Origin of the sequence: Pseudonocardia lutea, assembly GCF_042658055.1 — a bacterium.
Lineage (GTDB): Bacteria > Actinomycetota > Actinomycetes > Mycobacteriales > Pseudonocardiaceae > Pseudonocardia > Pseudonocardia lutea.
In genome coordinates, this window is sequence record NZ_JBHSQK010000087.1 from 1 (window position 1) to 18,186 (window position 18,186).

17 protein-coding genes are annotated in these 18,186 nt (G+C 74.3%); 11 read left to right on the top strand and 6 right to left on the bottom strand.

All coding sequences use genetic code 11. The features are described 5' to 3' along the window. Positions 1 to 1,696: 1,696 nt before the first annotated feature. Both ACFQH9_RS26690 and ACFQH9_RS26695 read right to left on the bottom strand, forming a co-directional pair. Positions 1,697 to 2,671, bottom strand: coding sequence for a hypothetical protein (locus ACFQH9_RS26690; RefSeq protein WP_379570203.1), 975 nt, complete (start codon positions 2,669 to 2,671; stop codon positions 1,697 to 1,699). Between the two features lie 153 nt (positions 2,672 to 2,824). Then, the gene (locus ACFQH9_RS26695; RefSeq protein ID WP_379570205.1) at positions 2,825 to 3,697 is read right to left on the bottom strand and encodes a LytR/AlgR family response regulator transcription factor; all 873 of its coding nucleotides are present in this window, start codon (positions 3,695 to 3,697) and stop codon (positions 2,825 to 2,827) included. Positions 3,698 to 4,344: 647 nt separating this feature from the next. Here ACFQH9_RS26695 and ACFQH9_RS26700 point away from each other — a divergent pair. Further along, positions 4,345 to 4,644, top strand: a complete 300-nt coding sequence (locus tag ACFQH9_RS26700; RefSeq protein ID WP_379570207.1) for a hypothetical protein — start codon at positions 4,345 to 4,347, stop codon at positions 4,642 to 4,644. Positions 4,645 to 4,877: 233 nt separating this feature from the next. After that, positions 4,878 to 6,053: a pre-mycofactocin synthase MftD gene (gene mftD, locus ACFQH9_RS26705; protein WP_379570209.1), complete on the top strand. Its 1,176-nt coding sequence runs from the start codon at positions 4,878 to 4,880 to the stop codon at positions 6,051 to 6,053. Positions 6,054 to 6,174: 121 nt separating this feature from the next. Here the strand turns inward: mftD and ACFQH9_RS26710 are convergent, their stop codons facing one another. From ACFQH9_RS26710 to ACFQH9_RS26720, 3 genes are read right to left on the bottom strand one after another with little or no spacing between them, the layout of a single operon-like run. Beyond that, positions 6,175 to 7,077 (bottom strand): ABC transporter permease, encoded by a 903-nt coding sequence (locus ACFQH9_RS26710; protein WP_379570211.1) that lies wholly within the window; start codon positions 7,075 to 7,077, stop codon positions 6,175 to 6,177. Next, complete coding sequence (locus tag ACFQH9_RS26715) at positions 7,067 to 7,867, bottom strand: ABC transporter ATP-binding protein (protein WP_379570213.1); 801 nt, start codon at positions 7,865 to 7,867, stop codon at positions 7,067 to 7,069. Before ACFQH9_RS26715 ends, ACFQH9_RS26710 begins: the two co-directional genes overlap by 11 nt. Continuing rightward, entirely contained in the window at positions 7,864 to 8,949 is a 1,086-nt protein-coding gene (locus tag ACFQH9_RS26720; protein ID WP_379570215.1) for an ABC transporter substrate-binding protein, read from the bottom strand. The genes ACFQH9_RS26715 and ACFQH9_RS26720 overlap by 4 nt, the downstream gene beginning before the upstream one ends. A gap of 442 nt (positions 8,950 to 9,391) precedes the next feature. Here ACFQH9_RS26720 and ACFQH9_RS26725 point away from each other — a divergent pair, with 442 nt between their 5' ends. The 9 genes from ACFQH9_RS26725 to ACFQH9_RS26765 all read left to right on the top strand — a co-directional run bounded on the left by ACFQH9_RS26725 (position 9,392) and on the right by ACFQH9_RS26765 (position 17,868). Beyond that, entirely contained in the window at positions 9,392 to 10,618 is a 1,227-nt protein-coding gene (locus tag ACFQH9_RS26725) for an ABC transporter substrate-binding protein (RefSeq protein ID WP_379570217.1), read from the top strand. Next, entirely contained in the window at positions 10,615 to 11,376 is a 762-nt protein-coding gene (locus ACFQH9_RS26730; protein ID WP_379570219.1) for an ABC transporter ATP-binding protein, read from the top strand. The genes ACFQH9_RS26725 and ACFQH9_RS26730 overlap by 4 nt, the downstream gene beginning before the upstream one ends. Continuing rightward, positions 11,373 to 12,101, top strand: a complete 729-nt coding sequence (locus ACFQH9_RS26735; protein ID WP_379570221.1) for an ABC transporter ATP-binding protein — start codon at positions 11,373 to 11,375, stop codon at positions 12,099 to 12,101. Before ACFQH9_RS26730 ends, ACFQH9_RS26735 begins: the two co-directional genes overlap by 4 nt. Beyond that, on the top strand, positions 12,098 to 12,952 hold the full coding sequence (locus ACFQH9_RS26740; RefSeq protein WP_379570223.1) for a branched-chain amino acid ABC transporter permease: 855 nt from the start codon (positions 12,098 to 12,100) through the stop codon (positions 12,950 to 12,952). Before ACFQH9_RS26735 ends, ACFQH9_RS26740 begins: the two co-directional genes overlap by 4 nt. After that, positions 12,949 to 13,962: a branched-chain amino acid ABC transporter permease gene (locus ACFQH9_RS26745; RefSeq protein ID WP_379570225.1), complete on the top strand. Its 1,014-nt coding sequence runs from the start codon at positions 12,949 to 12,951 to the stop codon at positions 13,960 to 13,962. Before ACFQH9_RS26740 ends, ACFQH9_RS26745 begins: the two co-directional genes overlap by 4 nt. Then, positions 13,959 to 14,585, top strand: a complete 627-nt coding sequence (locus ACFQH9_RS26750) for a TetR/AcrR family transcriptional regulator (RefSeq protein ID WP_379570227.1) — start codon at positions 13,959 to 13,961, stop codon at positions 14,583 to 14,585. The genes ACFQH9_RS26745 and ACFQH9_RS26750 overlap by 4 nt, the downstream gene beginning before the upstream one ends. Next, entirely contained in the window at positions 14,582 to 15,646 is a 1,065-nt protein-coding gene (locus tag ACFQH9_RS26755) for an NAD-dependent epimerase/dehydratase family protein (protein WP_379570229.1), read from the top strand. Before ACFQH9_RS26750 ends, ACFQH9_RS26755 begins: the two co-directional genes overlap by 4 nt. A gap of 742 nt (positions 15,647 to 16,388) precedes the next feature. Then, positions 16,389 to 17,474, top strand: coding sequence for an HNH endonuclease signature motif containing protein (locus ACFQH9_RS26760; protein WP_379570386.1), 1,086 nt, complete (start codon positions 16,389 to 16,391; stop codon positions 17,472 to 17,474). 133 nt (positions 17,475 to 17,607) lie between these two features. After that, positions 17,608 to 17,868, top strand: coding sequence for a hypothetical protein (locus tag ACFQH9_RS26765; RefSeq protein ID WP_379570230.1), 261 nt, complete (start codon positions 17,608 to 17,610; stop codon positions 17,866 to 17,868). Between the two features lie 46 nt (positions 17,869 to 17,914). Here ACFQH9_RS26765 and ACFQH9_RS26770 read toward each other — a convergent pair whose 3' ends face one another. Continuing rightward, positions 17,915 to 18,088 (bottom strand): hypothetical protein, encoded by a 174-nt coding sequence (locus ACFQH9_RS26770; protein WP_379570232.1) that lies wholly within the window; start codon positions 18,086 to 18,088, stop codon positions 17,915 to 17,917. Positions 18,089 to 18,186: the final 98 nt, after the last annotated feature.

An 18,186-nucleotide genomic window follows, 5' to 3' on the forward strand; every position in this document is an offset into this window, starting at 1 on the left:
CCGCCGGGCGGCAGCGTGCCGGGGCGCCGTCCGGCCTGGTCGGGCGGCCGCCCGTCGGAGCCGATCGCGGCACGGGTGCGGTGCGCGGCCGCGCCCTCCCGCCGCCGCGTGCCCGGGCGGTCGGGCTGCCCCTGCCCTGCCGGTCGGCCTTGGCGCCCGGACTGCCCGGACTGCCCTGACTGCCCGGACCGGCCTGGCTGATCCTGCTGGCCGGGCCGGCCCGCGCCGGACGGGGGGCGACCGGGATCGGTCGGGGAGCGCCGGCTCTGGTCGGGGACGCGGCCGGGCGGACCTGGCGGGGCGGCGGGTGGTGCCGCGGGCGCGCCGGGGCCGCTGCGCGCGGACGCGCCGGTGCTGCGGTCGCCGGAACGGGGATCGCCGGGCTGGGCGGGGGCGCCGGGACCGGGCGGACGAACGGGCCGGCGCTGCGGTCGTCCCTGGTCCGGTCGTCCCTGGTCGGGTCGTCCCTGGTCGGGTCGGGCGGCATCACGCCGGCCCTGCTCGGGTCGGTTCTGCTCGGGTCGGTTCTGCTCGGGCCGGGCCGGGCCCCGCGCACCGCGGCCGGGACCGCCCGGGCCCTCGGACCGTCGGCCGGGATCACGGGAACGGTCCCCGGGACCGGACGACCCGGACGGACCGCCCGGGTCGCGGGGATCGCGGGGGCCGCCGCCGGAGCGACTGCCGGCGGACCGGTCGGATCCGTCCGGCCGGCCCGGACGACCCGGGGCGGGGCGACCGGGGTGGACCGGCGTCCCGTTCGGGGAACCGAGGGGCAGAGGTCCGCCCGCCCTGGTGGGCGGCGGGCCGCCGGCCGAGCGGTCGGACCGGTCGGTGCTGCCGGGCCGAGCGGAGCCGCCGGGCCGACCGGAGCTGCCGAGGCCGCCCGAGCTGCCCGAGCGGTCGGGGTCGCGCCGCGGATCGACCGCGGCCCGCCGGCCGCCCGGGCCGCTTCCGCCCGGGCCGCTTCCGCTCGTACCGCTTCCGCTCGGCCTGCTGCGCGAGGGGAGGTCCGAGCCGGTGGGCCCGGGAGCGCCCGGCCCGGGCACCGCCGGGGCGCCGCGGCCCGCGGGATCACGCCGGGCGGAGCCGGGGAGGTCCGGGCGCGGCGCTTCCGGGGCGTGCCGTCGGGAGGGCCAGGGCTCCCTCGGCGGCGGGGCCGCGGCGTCGCCGCGGGACCGGTCCGGTCGGCTCCCGAGGCCCCTGCGGGCACCGTTCGGTGAGCCGTTGCCCGAGCCGTTGCCCGAGCCGTTGCCCGAGCCGTTGCCCGAGCCGTTCCGGGAACCGTCGAGCGCGCCGTCGAGAGAGCCGTTCGCGGTCCCGTCGAGCGAGCCGTTCGCGGGCCGCCGCGGCGGCGCGGGCTCCTGCGCGGGGGGCCGCTCCGCACGCCGCGGCCAGGGCTCGCCGGAGTGCGAGGGGCGGCGCCGGACGGGGACCTCGCCGATGCCTCGGGGGTCCCGGAGCTCCCGGGCGTCGCGGACCTCCCGCACGCCCTCGGGGGCGCGTCCGGTGCGTGCGTCGTCGGCCACGTCGGACACCCCCTTCTCCACAGGCGACTCGGGACCGTACGTGCTGGTACGTGAGGTGGCGGTGTGCGGGTGTCCTCGTCGAGGGCACCGGTCCCACCGCCGGCACGCGGGATCTCGGCGGCGAGATCCCGGCGAGGATACTGCCCGTCACGACTCGGCCGGGGGTACCCCTACTGGTAGGACACGAACACCGGCCGGGCCGGCCCGACGGCCAGCGTCTGGGCCGGGTCGAACATCGGCCGGTCCTCGTCGTAGAAGTTCTTCCAGCCCCAGGTGACACCGGCCGGCACGGCCTGGTGCAGGCGGTTCCAGGTCTCCAGCTTCTCCGCGCGCGTGCCGAATCCGTCGGCGTGGAGCACGACGGACAATTCGTCACGATCCGTGACCAGTTGCTCCCGGTTCCGGATCATCTGCGCCTGGAACTGGTGCAGCATCAGCAGCTTCTGCGGCAGCCGCGCCTCCCGGGTGAGGTCCGCGAGCCAGGTCGCGACGGCGTTGACCTCGGCGACGTCGACCGAGCCGACCTGGACGCGGTGCTTCTGCCCCGGGCGCAGCCGCCATTCGGGGTCCAGGGCGAGTCCGACGTTCGGGCGCCGCAGCAGGTCCGTGTAGCGGCGGGCCTGGGTCAGGAAGTCGCTGCGGCCGGGCTGGAGGTCGAGCACGACGTACATGTCCGCCGCGGCGGCCGCGTCGATCCACGGGACCAGGTCCTCCGGCGCCGACTTTGCCGAGTAGTCGCCGTCGGCGCCCGGGGCGGAGCTGGCGACGGTGGTGATGATCTCGAAGGCGGGCACCACCGGCTCGCCGGCGAGCGGCGCGAACTGTGCCGCCAGCGCGCGGGCCCGCTGTACCGAGGCGTCGACGCCCTGTTCGCCCAGCACGCCGAGTGCGGGCGCGCCCGGGTGGCCGTAGAGCGCGACCATGGTGCGCCCGGGGAAGAGGGTGTGGCCGCCGCCGGGCAGTTCGGGCACGGGCGGCGGTGTGGGGGTGCTCGTCGGGTCGGCGGCCGGCGGGGCCGTGGACGCGTCGCCGGACGGCGGCGTGGTCGCGTCGAGCGGTGCGGCGGCGCTGGTCGCGCACGCGACGAGCACGAGCAGGCACCCGACGAGGGGGAGCAGGAGCCGGGTGCGTCGCGAGGCCGCCATCGATCATCACGCTAGGGCGCACCCGATCGGAGCCGCCCGGCGACACGCGGTGCGCGACGAAGGGTGCACCCGGTCGGCCCAGCGGCGACCGGCGGCGACCGGCGGCGCCCGACGGTCGGTCGGGCGAGGGAAGGCGGAGCCCGGTCGGCCGGGTCAGCGGATGCGGGCGAGCGGGCCGGTCGGCCCCTCCTCGCGCGGCGGGCGGCCGCGCAGGATCCGCTTGAGCGCCGCGGTGTGCCGACGGCTCACGGGGAGCTCCGGCGCGCCCGGCCCGTGCCCGATCCGCACGACGTACCCGGAGCCGGACAGCCGCAGCTCGGTGATCAGCGGCAGCGACACGAGGTAGGCGCGGTGGATGCGCACGAACCCGGCCTCGCGCCACCGCTCCTCGAGCACGGACAGCGGGATCCGGACCAGGTGCCCGCCCTCCGTGGTGTGCAGCCGCGCGTAGTCGCCCTGGGCCTCGACGAACCGCACGGTGGACCGGGGGACCAGCTTGGTCGTGCCGGCCAGCTCGACCGGGATCACCTCGTCCTCAGGCGGCTCCGGCCGGGTCGGCGGGCCCTGCGGGACCGGCTGCAACGGCGCGGGCCTGCTCTGCGCCCGGGTGGCGAGGGTGCGGTCGATCGACCCGGCGAGCCGCTCGGAGCGCAGCGGCTTGAGCAGGTAGTCGACGGCGCCGATCTCGTACGCGTCGACGGCGCGGTCGTCGTGCGCGGTCACGAACACCACGGGGGGCGGCGAGGCCATGGCGGACAGGACGCGGGCCAGCTCCAGCCCGTCGAGACCCGGCATCCGGATGTCCAGGAACACGACGTCCACCCCGGACTCCCCGGGGCCGGCGCCGGGCCTGCTCCCGAGGATCCGCAAGGCCTCCGTCGCGTCGGGCGCCGTGAGCACGGTGCCGACGCGGTGGTCCTCGCTCAGCAGGTGGGCCAGTTCCTGAAGCGCCGGTTCCTCGTCGTCGACGGCCAGGACCGTCAGTCCGTCCGAGACCTGCGTGCTCACGAGCGCCTCCTCGGGCATGTCGGGGAGCGGGCCGGGGAGCGGGCACCGCCACCTGTCGTGCCCCGACACCTGTGGGTGACTGCCGGCACAACGCTAGCGAAGGGGTACGGCCCGCTCGACGACCGGTCGACGGCTGTTCCTCCCGCAGAGGCGAACGGCCCTACCGCCCCGCGGGCACCGGCGTGTCCGGACGTGTCCAGTCGCCGGACGACCGTCCGGGAACACCGGACGACCGTTCACCGTTCCCCGGCCCTCCGCACCGGCTCCGGGACGAGCGACGGGGCGGAAAGGTTCCCGGGCGGCGCCGGATGTGATGTTGACCCGCCGGGACGGTAACCCGGTTGCCGCATGCGCGGCCGTCCGGGCACTCTGGACTCCGTGATCGTGACCCGGGACGAGGCAGCGGCGCCGCACGTGCCGCCTTCGCCCTGCCGTCACGGTCGCCTCGCGCGCGGCTGGTGTCACGGTCGCTGACCGGTCCCCGCCCGCCGTCGTCCCGGAGATCCCCGATGCGCCCCTCGTGCTCATCCCGCTGCCTGATCCGTCCGTCGCTGATCCGTCGTCGCTGCGTCGACCACCTGCGGACCGCGAGCGCCCTGTGTCGGGCCGGCGTCCGGAACACCGCCGATCCCGCCGCCGTTCACGTTCGTCCGTAGGAGTACGACATGACCGCCCCGATCCACGACGGGCAGGCTCCCGCCCCGGCACCCCGGGCCGAGCCGGCCGCGAAGCTCGACCCGCCGACCGTCCGGCTGCCGAAGCCCACGCGCGACGGCCGCCGCACCGAGATCGTCGACCGGCTGCTCGACGCGCTGGAGGACCTCGTCGCCCGGCACCGCGCCCTGGCCGGCAATCCCGAGCAGGTCGACCTGCACGCCGAGCTCATCGCGGCCGAGGTCGCGCACGAGCTGGCGGTGACCCGCTCGGCCCTGCGCCGCGCCCCGCAGCTGCGCAGGACCGGCTGAAGCCGGCTCGGGCACCGCGCGACCTGCCCGATCCTCGACGGGCCCCGACGCATCCGGCGTCGCGGGCCNGTTCGGGGCCCCGGTCCCAGGCCGCCCGGCCCGGCCGGAGTGGGCGGCTCCTGCCCTGTCGGAGAGGCTCCGTCACGGGTTCGCCGCCCACTCTTTGGCACCGAGTGCCGAAATAGTAGGGTGACCCCAGACACGCGGATCCGAGCTGCGAAGGGGCAGGCGCGATGGCCAGCACCAAGAACTGGTTCGAGACGATCGCCGAGGCACAGCGGAGGGCGAAGAAGCGCCTGCCCCGCTCCGTGTACCTGGCGCTGGTCGCGGGCACCGAGAAGGGCGTCACGATCTCCGACAACGTGGAGGCCTTCAGCGAGCTGGGCTTCCGCCCGCGCATCGCCGACCTCCCGGCCCAGCGGAACCAGGCGACCACGGTGATGGGCCAGGACATCTCGTTCCCGGTGATCATCTCGCCGACCGGTGTGCAGGCCGTGTACCCGGAGGGCGAGGTCGCCGTGGCGCGCGCCGCGGCCGGGGCCGGCACCGCGATGGGGCTGAGCTCGTTCGCGAGCCGGTCCGTCGAGGACGTCGCCGCGGTGAACGACAAGACCTTCTTCCAGATGTACTGGGTCGGCACGCGCGACCAGCTGCTGGCCCGCGCCGAGCGCGCGAAGAAGGCCGGCGCCAAGGGCCTGATCATGACCCTGGACTGGTCGTTCGACTCCGCCCGGGACTGGGACGCCCCGATGATCCCGGAGAAGGTGGACCTCAAGGCGGCGCTGCACTTCGCGCCCGAGGTGCTGCGCAAGCCGCGCTGGCTGTTCGACTTCGCCCGGACGGGCAAGCTGCCGGACCTGACCACCCCGAACCTGGCCATCGGCGACGAGCCCGCGCCGACCTTCTTCGGCGCCTACGGCCAGTGGATGAGCACCCCGCCGGTGACCTGGGACGACGTGGCCTGGCTGCGCGAGCAGTGGGACGGCCCGTTCGCGGTCAAGGGGATCATGCACCCGGACGACGCCCGCCGGGCCGTCGACGCGGGCTGCACCGCGATCTCGGTGTCCAACCACGGCGGCAACAACCTCGACGGCACCCCGGCCTCGATCCGCGCGCTGCCGGCGGTCGTCGACGCGGTCGGCGACCAGATCGAGGTGCTGCAGGACGGCGGCATCCGCCGTGGCTCCGACGTGGTCAAGGCGCTCGCGCTGGGCGCCAAGGCGGTGCTGATCGGGCGCGCCTACCTGTGGGGCATGGCGGCCGCGGGCCAGCACGGCGTGACCAACACCCTCGAGGTGCTGCGCCAGGGCATCGACTCGACGCTGCTGGGGCTGGGCAAGGCCAGCATCCACGAGCTGTCCCGGGAGGACCTGGTGATCCCGGAGAACTTCGCCCTCACCACGAAGTAGCCCGCCCCCGCCGCATCACGGCTCCATGACGCACCCGAGGCCCCGGCCGAAGTGCGTCATGGAGCCATGACGCGTTCGTGGCCTCCGTCGGCGCGCGCTATGGCTCCCTGCTGCGGCGGGACTACGCGCCCGCCAGGCCGCGGGTCCGCAGCACCCGGCGCTCGAGCGGGCGGAAGACGAGCAGCTCGACCCCGATCCCGACCACGAGGATCAGCAGCACCGCCGAGAAGACCCCGGCGATGTCGTTGAAGTCGCTGCCGTCCTTCAGGTACGCGCCGAGCCCGACGCCGAGGGCCGGGCCGACGGCGATGATCTCGGCCGCCATCAGCGAGCGCCACGAGAACGCCCAGCCCTGCTTGCAGCCGGCCAGGTAGCCGGGCAGGGCGGCGGGCAACAGGATGTGCCGGGCGCTCGCCAGGCCGCGGGCGCCGAGCACCCGGCCGACCCGCGGCAGGATCGGCGGGATCTGGTCGATGCCCGCCACGAGGCCGTTGGCGATCGACGGCACCGAGCCGAGCAGCACCACGAAGTAGATCGTGGCGTCGGTCAGGCCGAACCAGAGCACCGCCGCCGGCACCCACGCCACCGAGGGCAGGCTCTGCAGCCCGGACAACAGCGGCCCGATCGCCGAGCGCACCACCGGCACCTTCGCCACCAGCAGGCCCAGTGGCGTAGCGATGACCAGCGCGATCACGAAGCCGAGGAAGGCCCGGCTGATCGAGGTCCACAGGATCGACCAGATGCTGCCGTCGGCGACGATGGTCAGGAACGAGTCCCACACGGCGGCCGGGGCCGGCAGCTTGTACTCGGGCAGCACCGCCGAGGCCCACACGAGCTGCCAGACGACGACGATCAGCACGAGCGCGACCACCGGCGGCAGCACGCTCGACGACGCCCGCCGCCACCACGGGACCCGGTTGACGGTGGGGGTGTCGAGGGCGTCGAGCCCGGCGAGCGCCCTCGCGGAGTCGTCCGTGTCGGTCGTGCCGGTCGTGCCCGGGCGTTCCACGAGCTCAGGCGGCATGGCTGGTGATCACCTGTCGCAGGCGGCCCGTGATCTCGTCGTGCAGCTCCGGCCCGTGCTCGTCGACGCGCCACTCGCGCACCACCGTGCCCGGCCGCGAGGAGAGCAGCACGACGCGCTGGGCGAGCCGGACGGCCTCCCGGACGTCGTGCGTCACGAACACCACCGTGGTGCCGGTGGCCTCCCACACCCGGAGCAGCTCGCCCTGCAGCACGTCCCGGGTGATCGCGTCGAGCGCCGCGAACGGCTCGTCCATCAGCAGCAGACCCGGCGCACCGCCGTCCGTGCTGGTGGCCGCGGCCAGGGCGCGGGCCAGCGCCACGCGCTGGCGCATACCGCCGGAGAGCTCGTGCGGCCGCTTCTCGCCCACCCCGTCGAGCCGGACGAGCTCCAGCAGCTCGCGGGCCCGTGTGCGGCGCGCGCTGCGGCCCTGCCCCGCCAGCTGCAGCGGGAGCTCGACGTTGCGCGCGGCCGTCAGCCACGGCATGAGCGCGGGCTCCTGGAACATGAACGACGGCCGCGCCGTGGTCACCGTGACCGTGCCCGCCGTCGGCTCCTCCAGCCCGGAGAGCAGGTTGAGCAGGGTGGACTTGCCGCAGCCGGAGGCACCCAGCAGGCAGAGGAACTCGCCGTGGGCGACGCGCAGGTCGATCCCGCGCAGCGCCGTGACCGCACCCGCCCCGGTACCGAAGGTCTTGCCGACCCCCGTGAGCTCCACGGCGGTCTGCGCGCGGTCGGGTCGGGCCCGGGCGAGCCCGGGATCGGAGTCCGTGAGAGTCACCTGGCTCATCCCTGCTTGTCGAGGCCCGCGGCGTCGACGGGGGTCTGCCCGGCGGCGCTGCGGACGGTGTTGAGTGCGGTCACGTCGACGAAGCCCTGGAGGTTCGTCTCCTTCGGCGTGGCGCCCGCGGTCACGCTGTCCTTGGACAGCTGGGGGAAGGTCGAGGCCAACGGGTCGCTGTCGAAGCTGAGCTCGGAGAAGGCCCGGTCGAGCACCGGCTGGGAGAGCGACGAGTTGGTGATCTGCTTGATCGAGTCGTTCGTGATCTTCTTGGCCTGGTCGGGGTTCGAGTTGGCGAACTCGAGGGCCTTCAGCTCGCCGCGCAGCAGGGCCTCGACGGTCTGCGGGTGCTCCTGGAGGAACTGCGTGCGGACGATCAGCACGGTGGTCGGGAACTTGCCGTCCGGCCACAGCGACTTCTCGTCGACCAGGACCTTCGCGCCCGCGTCGACCAGCCGGGAGCTCCACGGCTCCGGCAGCCAGCCGCCCGCGACCTGGCCCTGCTTGAACAGGTCGAGCGTGCGCGGGTTGTCGATGTTCTGGACGGTCACCTTGTCGGGTCCGTCGCCGATCTCGAGGTCGTTCTCCTTGAGCCACTTCTTGAGCGCGACGTCCTGCGTGTTGCCGGCCTGCGGGGTGGCGATGACCTTGCCCTTGAGCTGCTCCGGTGTGGTGACGTCCGGGCCGGTCACGAGCTGCGCCCCCGCGGAGGTGGAGCCGGCGATCAGCCGGACGGCCTCGCCGTTCGACTTCGCGAAGGCGTTGATGGCCGGGCTGGAGCCGATGAAGCCGGCGTCGAGCGAGCCGCCGAGCAGCGCGTTGACCTCGTCGGGGCCGGCGTTGAAGGTCTGGGTGGTGAGCTTCGTGCCGCTGCCCAGCTCCTCGGCGAAGTAGTTCTGCGCCACGCCGATCAGCGCGGGCGCGTGGGTGATGTTGGGGAAGTAGCCGAGGCGCAGCTCGGCGGCGGGGGAGGCGCTCGTCGGGGCGGCCGGGGTGCTCTCCTGCGCGCGGGAGCAGCCCGCGGCCAGGCCGACCGCGGCGAGCGCGGCGAGCAGGACGGAGGCGCGGCGGCGCAGGGCGGGGGCGAACATGATCGGTGGTGGGTCCTTCCGGGGCGCCGGTCCGCCCCGGATCGGCCGGGACGACCCGGCGGGTGGCATGGCGCGTCGGTGGCGCGCGGCGCTCGGGCGGGGATCGGGGCAGGGCGCGACGGCGGGCCCGGGGTCGGGGCGGGCGCGTCGGCCCTCAGCGACATCCCTCGTCGAACGCGTGGCTCCGGCGCGAGGGCCAGAAGCGCTCGAGGTCGAACGACCGCAGTGCGGCGGGAGACCCGTCACGGTGCGCAGCGGTCGTCATGCCCCCATCGTGCGACGCCGGGGCGGACCGGACAACCACGCGCCCGGATCCCGGGAACGGCCGCGAATTGACCGGACAACCGTACGGGTAATGCGGGTGCCTTGACCTCTCCGGGTTCGTCGGCGACCATCGGGCGTCATACCGAGTAGTACGGTCAACGACGACCTGGGGGACCCGGTGCGTTTCACGAGGATGTGGACGGCGCTCTGTGCCGTGATCGGCGCCGTCGCCCTGACGGCCGGGTGTGCGAACACCGGTTCGGCGCCGTCGGGCGACTCGGGCTCGGGCGGCTCCGGTGCGAGCGCGTCCGGGCCGGTCAAGATCGGGGTGATCGTGCCGCTCAGCGGGCCGGCCGGCCCCAACGGGCAGGACGTGCTCGACGCCATCCAGGTCCAGGCGGCCGTGATCAACGCCGAGGGCGGCGTCCTGGGCCGGCAGCTGCAGATCGTCGCCAAGGACGACCAGAGCAACCCGGCCAACGGCGTGAGCGCGGCGACGCAGCTCGCGGGCGAGGGCGTGTCGGTGGTGATGGGCGGCTGGAACTCGCCCGTCACGCTGGCCATCCAGCCGGTGCTGGTGCGCGCCGGCATCCTCAACATCACCACGATTCCGCAGAACGCGACGATCCTCGGCAACGCCGACCCGGACGCCGTGCGGCTCAACGCCGGCAACGCGGTGGGCGCGTACGTCGCCGGGCAGTACCTGACGAAGAACCTCGGCGCGAAGTCCGTCGGCTACCTCCTGGAGAACGACGCCTACGGCAAGGACCTGGGCGCGCTCCTCACCGCCCAGCTCCAGCCCGCCGGCGTCACGGTGGCCTCCGAGCAGACCTTCGACTACTCCGCCACGGACTTCCGCGTGCCGCTGTCGAACATCCAGGGCGCCGCGCCGCAGGCGGTGTTCTCGGCCAACGCCGCCGAGTCCTCCGGGATGCCGGCGCTGGCCCAGCAGTACGCCCGCTCCGGGATCGGCGCGCCGCACGTCGCCGCGCTCGGCACCGTGTCGCCCAAGGTGATCGACCTGGCCGGGGGCTCCGCCGTCGACGGGCTGCTGTCCGCGGACATCTACTTCCCGGACGTCGCGCCCTTCAACGGCTACCCGGAGAACCAGAAGTTCGCCGACGCGTTCCGGCAGAAGACGGGCAACGCGCCGGACAAGTACGCCGCGCTCGGCGCGCAGAGCGTGGACGTCTGGGCGGCCGCCGTGGCCAAGGCCGGCACGCTGGACCGCCAGCCGGTCGCGGACGCGATCCACGGGCAGACCTTCACCGACACGGTGATGGGCGACGTGACCTTCACGGACAAGGGCCAGATGCAGACGAAGGTCTACGCCTTCACCGTGGAGGGCGGGAAGATCAAGGTCCTCGACGAGGTGCCGGTCCCGGGGGAGGTCTGGAACTCGTGACCGCCCTCCGGGTGGAGGGTCTCTCGGTCCGGTACGGCAGCCTGCAGGCCCTCGACGACGTGTCGTTCGCCGTCGACGGCGGCGAGATCCTCGGTGTCATCGGCCCCAACGGCGCGGGCAAGAGCAGCAGCTTCGCCGCGGTGACGAACGTGGTGCGGCGCAGCGGCCGGGTGCTGCTGCACGGCGAGGACACCGACGGGGTGCCCACCCAGGTGCTCGCGCGGCGCGGGCTGCGCCGGACCTTCCAGCAGAACTCGTTCTTCGGCGGGCTGAGCGTGCTGGAGAACGCGATGACGGCCTTCCAGGTCGAGCGGGGGACCGGGCTGGGGGGCGCGATCGTCGCGCCGTGGCGGGAGGCCCGGGCCCGCCGGGAGTGCCGGGCCGCGGCCCGCGCGCTCCTGGCGGACTTCGGGATCGCCGAACGCCACCACGACACCCACCCGGACGACCTGCCGTACGGCCTGCAGCGCGTGCTGTCCGTCGCCCTGGCCCACGGACCCGGGGCGAGCGTGCTGCTGGTGGACGAGCCGGCCGCCGGCGTCGGCGGCGAGGACATGCGCGCCCTCGCCGACCTCCTGCGGGACCTGCGCGAACGCGGTCTCGCGATCGTGCTCATCGAGCACCACATGGACCTCGTGATGGAGATCGTCGACCGGCTGCTGGTCATCGACCGCGGCGAGACGATCGCCTACGGCCCGCCCGCCGAGGTCCAGCGGGACCCGCGCGTGCTCGAGGCCTACCTGGGGCGGACGGCATGAGCCCGCTGCTCGAGGTGCGCGACCTGCGGGTGCGCTACGGCCACAGCCTCGCCGTCGACGGGGTCTCGCTCGACGTGGGCGCCGGCGAGCTCGTCGCCGTGGCCGGCGCGAACGGTGCCGGCAAGTCGACGCTGGTCGACGCGGTCGCCGGCTGGTCGCGCGGGCGGCCGTCGGTCACCGGGTCCGTGGTGCTCGGCGTCCGGGACGTCGGCCGCCTCGCCGCCCACCGCCGCGCCGGGCTCGGGCTGGTGCTGGTCCCCGAGGGCAAGGGCGTGTTCGACGGGATGACCGTGCGGGAGAACCTGCAGGTCGTCCGGCCGCCGCGGGCCTCCGCCGGGCGTGCCTACGGCGTCGACGACGTGCTCGACGTCTTCCCCCGGCTGCGCGAGCGGAACGGGGCGCGGTGCTCCACGCTCTCCGGCGGCGAACGGCAGATGGTGGCGATCGGCCGCGCACTGCGGGCCGCGCCCCGCCTGCTGATCCTGGACGAGCCGTCCGTCGGCCTGGCCCCGCGGCTGGTCGTCGAGGTGCTCACGCACATCCGCGACCTGGTCGACTCGGGCCTGTCCGTGCTGCTGGTGGAGCAGAACGTGCGGGCCGCGCTCGAGGTCGCCGACCGGCTCCACCTGCTGGACCAGGGCCGGATCGTCGCCTCCGGCACCGCCGCGCAGATGCGCGAGGACGAGCGCGTCGCCCAGGCCTACCTGGGAGGGCTGGGCTCGTGATCGTCGCCGCCCTGGTCAACGGGCTCGCGCTCGGCGCGGGCTATGCGCTCCTCGCCGTGGGTTGGACCGTGCTGCTCGGCGCGGCCCGCCTGGTCAACTTCGCGCACGGGCAGCTCTACATGCTCGGCGCGTTCGTGACGTGGTTCGTGATCAGCCGGTTCGGCTGGCCCTACGGCGTCGCGGTGCCGGTCGCGCTGGTCGTCGTCGGGCTGCTCGGCGTGGTCCTGCAGCTGCTGATGACCCGCATGACGCTCGAGCAGAACATCGTCAACCTCATGCTGGTCACCCTCGCCTTCGGCTACCTGCTGCAGGGCGGCGCGGCGCTGCTGTTCGGCGGCGACCCGCAGACGATCGACAGCCCGCTGCAGCAGCAGGACCTGGCGCTCGGGGCCGCCCGGATCACCGGGCAGGACGTGCTGATCGTCGTGCTGGCGCTGGCCTTCTACGCCGTCACGTTCGTCGTCCTCGGCCGAACCGACCTCGGCCGGATGGTCCGCGGCGTCGCCGAGGACCCGAAGCTGGCCCAGCTCTACGGGATCGACGCGGCCCGCGTCTACCTCGCCGTGTTCGTGTTCTCCGCGGTCTGCGCCGCCCTTGCCGGGGCGGTGGTGGGGCCGCGCAGCCCCATCCTCACCTCGATGGGCTTCGAGGAGGTCATCATCACCTTCCTCGTCGTGGTGCTCGCGGGCGTCGGCAACCTCGTCGGGGGGCTGGTCGTGGCCATCGGGCTCGGTCTGTTCACGGCCTTCTTCGGCACGTTCTTCCCACCGGCCTACTCCACGGCGGCGGCGTTCGTCGTGCTGCTGGTGGTGCTCGTGGTCCGCCCGCAGGGACTGGGGGCCCGCCGATGACCGCCGACGTCGCGACCCGGGAGACGACCGGGGCACCGCCCGCGCGGCGCGTGCCGACCTGGGGCCGCGCGCTGCTCTGGGTGGTCCTGGTCGCGGTCGCCTACCTGCTGCCCGCCCTGCTCGGCGGATCCGACCGGATCTACACGACGGTGGTGCTGGTCGCGATCTTCGCGATCATGTCCTACGGCGTCGACGTCGTCCTGTCCTACCTCGGCGAGGTCAGCCTGGGGCACACGCTGTTCTGGGCGGCGGGCGCCTACACGACCGCGATCCTCGCGGTGCGGTCCGGGTGGACGCCGATCCCGGCGCTGCTCGCGTCGATCGTGGTGACGCTGGTCCTCGCGCTGCTGCTGGGCCTCGCCACCCTGCGCACCCGGGAGTTCGTGTTCTCCCTGGTGACGTACGCGGCCGCGATCATCGGGCTGACCGTCGTGCAGAACACGCAGGCGCTCGGCGGCTCGGACGGCGTCGTCGGCGTCCCGCTGCTCGAACTGCCGGCGGTGGGCGGGACCTACGCCGCCCGCACGAACGCCGAGCTGTGGCCGATCGCCCTGGTCTGCCTGGTGCTCGTCGTGCTGCTCGTGTCCCGGTTCCGCCGGTCCCGGCTGGGCACCACCGCGCTGATGGCGCAGATGAACGGCGAGCTGTCCACGGCGATGGGGGTCGACGTCCGGCGCACCCGGATGCTGGTCTTCGTGCTGTCCGCGCCGATCACGGCGCTCGCCGGGTGGCTCTACGCCTACCAGCGCAGCTACGTGAGCCCGGACCTGCTCTCGCCCACCTTCCTGCTGTTCATGCTCACCGCCGTGATCCTGCCGGGGCGCCGGCTGCTGCTCGGGCCGCTGGTCGGCGCCGCGCTGCTCACCTCCCAGCAGCAGCTGTTCTCGCTGGGCGGCGACGCGGACAAGATCGTGCTCGGCGGCGTGCTCGCGATCGTGCTGCTGGCCTCGCCGACCGGGCTCGTCGGGATCTGGCACGCCCTGGTGCGCCGCGTGCGGAGATCCCGGTGACGCGCGAGCTGTCCCGCTCGGGCGCCGGGCCCGGACGCCAGGACATCCTCGAGGCCGCCGCCGTGGCCTTCACCCGCAACGGCTACGACGCCACCACGATCGACGACATCGCCGACGAGCTGCGGGCGACGAAGGGGCGGGTCTACCACTACTACCGGAGCAAGGCCGACATCTTCCTCGACGTCGTGCACACCGGGATGCGGGACCTGCTCGCCGAGATCCGGCCGCTCGCCGAGGGCGACGACGACGCCGTCGGCCGGCTCGCGCGAATGGTGCGCACGCACGCCGCGATGATGATGACGCGCCACGCGTTCCAGCGGGTGGCCGTGCAGGCGGTGGAGATGCGCCGGCTCGGGCAGGGCCCGCGCTACGAGTCGCTCCACGAGATCGTCGCGATGCGGGACGAGTACGAGCAGCTCTTCGCCGACGTCGTCGCCCAGGGCCAGCGCGAGGGCAGCGTGCGCGGGACCGATCCGCGGCTCGCGACCAAGCCGGTGCTCGGGGCGCTCAACTGGATCACCGTCTGGTACGACCCGGACCGCGCCGACGACGGCCGGGTCGACCGGATCGCCGACGAGTACGCGGAGTTCGTGGTGGGCGGGTTGCGGAAGGGAGACCGATGAGCGGGCGGACGGTGCTGGTCGCCGGGGCGAGCGGGCTGGTCGGCGAGGCGGCGGTGGAGTCCTTCGCCGAGGCGGGGTGGGACGTGGTCGCGCTGTCGCGGCGGCCGCCGGTGCGCCCGGTGCGGCACCTCGCCGTCGACCTGACGGACGCCGCGGCCGTGGCCGAGGCGGTCGCCGACCTGAGGCCGACCCACCTGGTCTACGGGGCGCTGCACGAGAAACCCGGGCTGATCCGCGGCTGGCGCGAGCAGGACCAGATGCGGACGAACCTTACGATGTTCCGCGCCCTCCTGGACCCGCTGGCCGAGGGGCTGGAGCACGTCACGCTGCTGCAGGGGACCAAGGCCTACGGCGTGCACCTGCACCCGATCCCGGTCCCCGCGCGCGAGCGGTTCCCGCGCGACCCGCACGAGAACTTCTACTGGCTGCAGGAGGACCACCTGCGCGCCTCGGCCGCCGCGCACGGATTCGCCTGGACGATCCTGCGGCCGCAGATCGTCGTCGGCCCCACGACCGGGGTCGCGATGAACCTGCCGCCGGTCATCGGGGTGTACGCCGCGCTGCGCCGCGAGCTCGGGCTGCCGTTCGGCTACCCGGGCGGGGCCGGCATCGCGAGCGAGGCCGTGGACGTCCGGCTGGTGGGCGACGCCGCGCTCTGGGCGGCCACCGCCGAGACCGCCCGGGACCAGCACTTCAACCTCACCAACGGCGAGGCCTTCAGCTGGCGTGACCTGTGGCCCGCGTTGGCCGACGAGCTGGGGATGGACCCCGCGCCGGACGAGCCCGTCCGGCTCGCCGAGTTCCTCCCCGCGCACGCCGACCTCTGGCGGCGGATCGCGGAGCGGGAAGGCCTCGTCGAGCCCTCCCTCGACGCCCTGCTCGGCGAGTCGCACTTCTACGCCGACTACTGCTTCGCCCACGGCGCGACCGAGGCCCGCCCGCCCGCGCTGGTGAGCACGATCAAGGTGCGGCAGGCGGGGTTCGGGGACTGCTACGACACCGAGGAGTCCTTCCGGCACTGGTTCCGGGTGCTGCGGGAGCGGAAGGTGCTGCCGGGCTGAGGCGCGGGAGGGCTCTTCGCAGGGTCGCCGCAGGGCTCGGCCCGCGGGCTGCCCGCGTGCGGCTGTCCGGGGCGCGGGCGGGGTCTCACGCTCACGCGGGAGGTGTCGCACAAGGGATCGATGTGCCGACAGTCGAGGGTGGAGGCCTCGGCGCCGGGCCCAGCGCGGTCGAAGCTCGCCGGGTCCGGGTCCGGTGAGCATGACGCGCACCTGTTCTCGATGTGCTGGGACGCATCTGTCGCGGATCTGCTGGAACATGGTGCGGGCGCCTCGAGTGGCGGGAGCACCCGGCCAGCACGGCAGGACCTTGTCCGAAGCGGCGCCGCCCGTCGGTAGCTGCGCCCGTTCGTCGTGCGCCGCTGCGGCGGCGGTGATCTCGCTGTCCGGCGTCGACGCCCTCGCTTCGGGTGTCGCCTCGGCCGCGGAAGCGTCGCGATGGCGGACTGCGCCCACCGGTGAGGGGGATCGGGTCGGAACGTGAGCGGACAGTGTGTGGTGGTCGGGCTGGACGACCACGTCGACCGCGGCGCACTCGTCGGCTGTTCGATCTCCTGAAGCTTCGAGGACCTGCGCTGAGCTGCGGACTTTACCTTGTGTTCGAAGAGATGTTCGAGTAGGCTCCGATCATGCTCCCCGATCCGGTCGCCGACGCGCACCGCCTGCTCGCCCAGGCCGTGGACGCGTTGGCGGCCGCTGCCGGGCCCGGCGCCACGGCGGGTGAGCTGGTCGAGGTGCTGCGCTGCTGCGCCTCGACCGCGGGGTGGCCGCGCAGCGGGTCGCGGTGGCCGACGCGGTGTGCGCGCGGGTCGGGCTCGATGGCACCGAGTTGCCGGCTCGGCTGCCCGCGACCGCGGACGTGTTCGCCGCCGGGGGCACCTCGCTGGCCCACGTCGCCGTGATCGTCCGGCTGCTCGGCTCCCCGCCCGCGACGCGGCTGGCCCCCGAGGTCTGGGCGGGTGCGGAGATCCAGTTGGCCGACGCGGCCGCCGGCTACACCCCGCGGGAGGTGCAGCAGTGGGGCACCGCGCTGCTCGAGGCCCTCGACGCCGACGGCCCGGAACCCGACGACACCCCACCCCCGCTGGTCAACGAGCTGCGGCTGACCCGCTTCGCGGCCAAGCCCGGCGGGCGGCTGGTCGGGCGCTACGACGACGCCGCGCTGTTCGAGGCCGTCGCCGCGGTGCTCGATGCCAAGGCCGCCCCGCTGACCGCCGACGAGGGGCGCAGCCGGGTCGAACGGAAGGCCGAGGCGCTGGCCGAGGTGTGCGGCTGGGTCCTCGAGCACGCCGAGCTGCCGGCGGTGGGTGGGCGGCGCCCGGTGCTGACCGTGCAGATCCGCCTCGCCGACCTCGAAACCCGCGCCCGGGCCGGGATGCTGGAGTTCGGCGGGCAACTGAGCCCGGCCGCGCTGCGCCACCTGGCCTGCGACTGCGGGGTGGTCCCGGTCGTGTTCGACGGGGCCGGTCAGCCCCTCGACGTCGGCCGGCTCACCCGCAGCATCCCCGACGGGCTGCGCCGCGCGGTCACCGCCCGCGACCGGGGCTGCGCCCACCCCGGCTGCGACCGGCCCCCGTCCTGGTGCGAGATCCACCACGTGCTCCCCTGGGAGCACGGCGGGCCCACCGCGCTGGGCAACCTGGTGATGCTGTGCAAGGCCCATCACCGCCAGATCCACACCACCGACTGGGCGGTGCGCCTGCGCGGCGGCCTCCCGGAGTTCATCCCGCCGCCCTGGATCGACGCCGAACAGAAACCACGGACCCGACCACGGACGTGGAACCCGACCCGAGCCCGCGAAGGGCCGACGCGAATCGCCGAGTTCGCCTGACCGAGCGCCTGGGCTGCGTCGGAAACGGTGATCCCGGTCCTGTCGGTGCTGGCGAAGCTGACAGCACCGGTGTACGGGGGTGTGGCAGCCGGTCCGGCCCCGTCTGCAGGCGCCGGGCGAGGTGTCGTTGGCTGTGCTGCACGAGGTCGTTCAGTCAGCGACGGGCTGGACCGACTCGCATCTGCACGAGGCGACGTCGCCAAGCGGCGCTTCGGGATTCGGGGCCCGGACCGGCCTGATCAGGATCTCACCGACGAGGCCGAGGGCATGCTGTTCCAGCTGGTCGAGCAGGGAGACCGGATCGGCTACCTCTACGTCTTCGGCGACATCTGGGTTCACCACTGACCGCGGTGTCCTAGGTACCACCGACATCCGCTGCAGGCGATCGCCATGAGCGCCGGGCCAGGCGGCGGTGACAGATCAGGCCGGTACAGCGGTGCTCACGCCCCCGACGACGCCGTCGGGGCGAAGAGGCCCCAGGCTCCGCAGGACAGGCACTGGCGGTAGCTGACCACGCCGTCCGAGGTGCAGTGGTGCGAGCCGGCGGCCCAGGCGTGCCGGTGTTCCGGGTCCGGGAAGGTGCGGCCGGGCCGGACGGTGATGAGCGTGGACATCGTGGTTCCTCTCGTGGGTGCCGCCGGACCTTCCGGCGGGGGCTGAACGCCCTGTGCCCACGGTGACGTGCCCGGGCCCCGATCCGGATCCGGTGACC

Coding starts and splice junctions, on each gene's coding strand:
- ACFQH9_RS26720 (WP_379570215.1), bottom strand. CDS start 8,949: ATGTTCGCCCCCGCCCTGCGCCGCCGCGCCTCCGTCCTGCTCGCCGCG.
- ACFQH9_RS26715 (WP_379570213.1), bottom strand. CDS start 7,867: ATGAGCCAGGTGACTCTCACGGACTCCGATCCCGGGCTCGCCCGGGCC.
- mftD (WP_379570209.1), top strand. CDS start 4,878: ATGGCCAGCACCAAGAACTGGTTCGAGACGATCGCCGAGGCACAGCGG.
- ACFQH9_RS26695 (WP_379570205.1), bottom strand. CDS start 3,697: ATGCCCGAGGAGGCGCTCGTGAGCACGCAGGTCTCGGACGGACTGACG.
- ACFQH9_RS26755 (WP_379570229.1), top strand. CDS start 14,582: ATGAGCGGGCGGACGGTGCTGGTCGCCGGGGCGAGCGGGCTGGTCGGC.
- ACFQH9_RS26735 (WP_379570221.1), top strand. CDS start 11,373: ATGAGCCCGCTGCTCGAGGTGCGCGACCTGCGGGTGCGCTACGGCCAC.
- ACFQH9_RS26690 (WP_379570203.1), bottom strand. CDS start 2,671: ATGGCGGCCTCGCGACGCACCCGGCTCCTGCTCCCCCTCGTCGGGTGC.
- ACFQH9_RS26745 (WP_379570225.1), top strand. CDS start 12,949: ATGACCGCCGACGTCGCGACCCGGGAGACGACCGGGGCACCGCCCGCG.
- ACFQH9_RS26700 (WP_379570207.1), top strand. CDS start 4,345: ATGACCGCCCCGATCCACGACGGGCAGGCTCCCGCCCCGGCACCCCGG.
- ACFQH9_RS26710 (WP_379570211.1), bottom strand. CDS start 7,077: ATGCCGCCTGAGCTCGTGGAACGCCCGGGCACGACCGGCACGACCGAC.
- ACFQH9_RS26770 (WP_379570232.1), bottom strand. CDS start 18,088: ATGTCCACGCTCATCACCGTCCGGCCCGGCCGCACCTTCCCGGACCCG.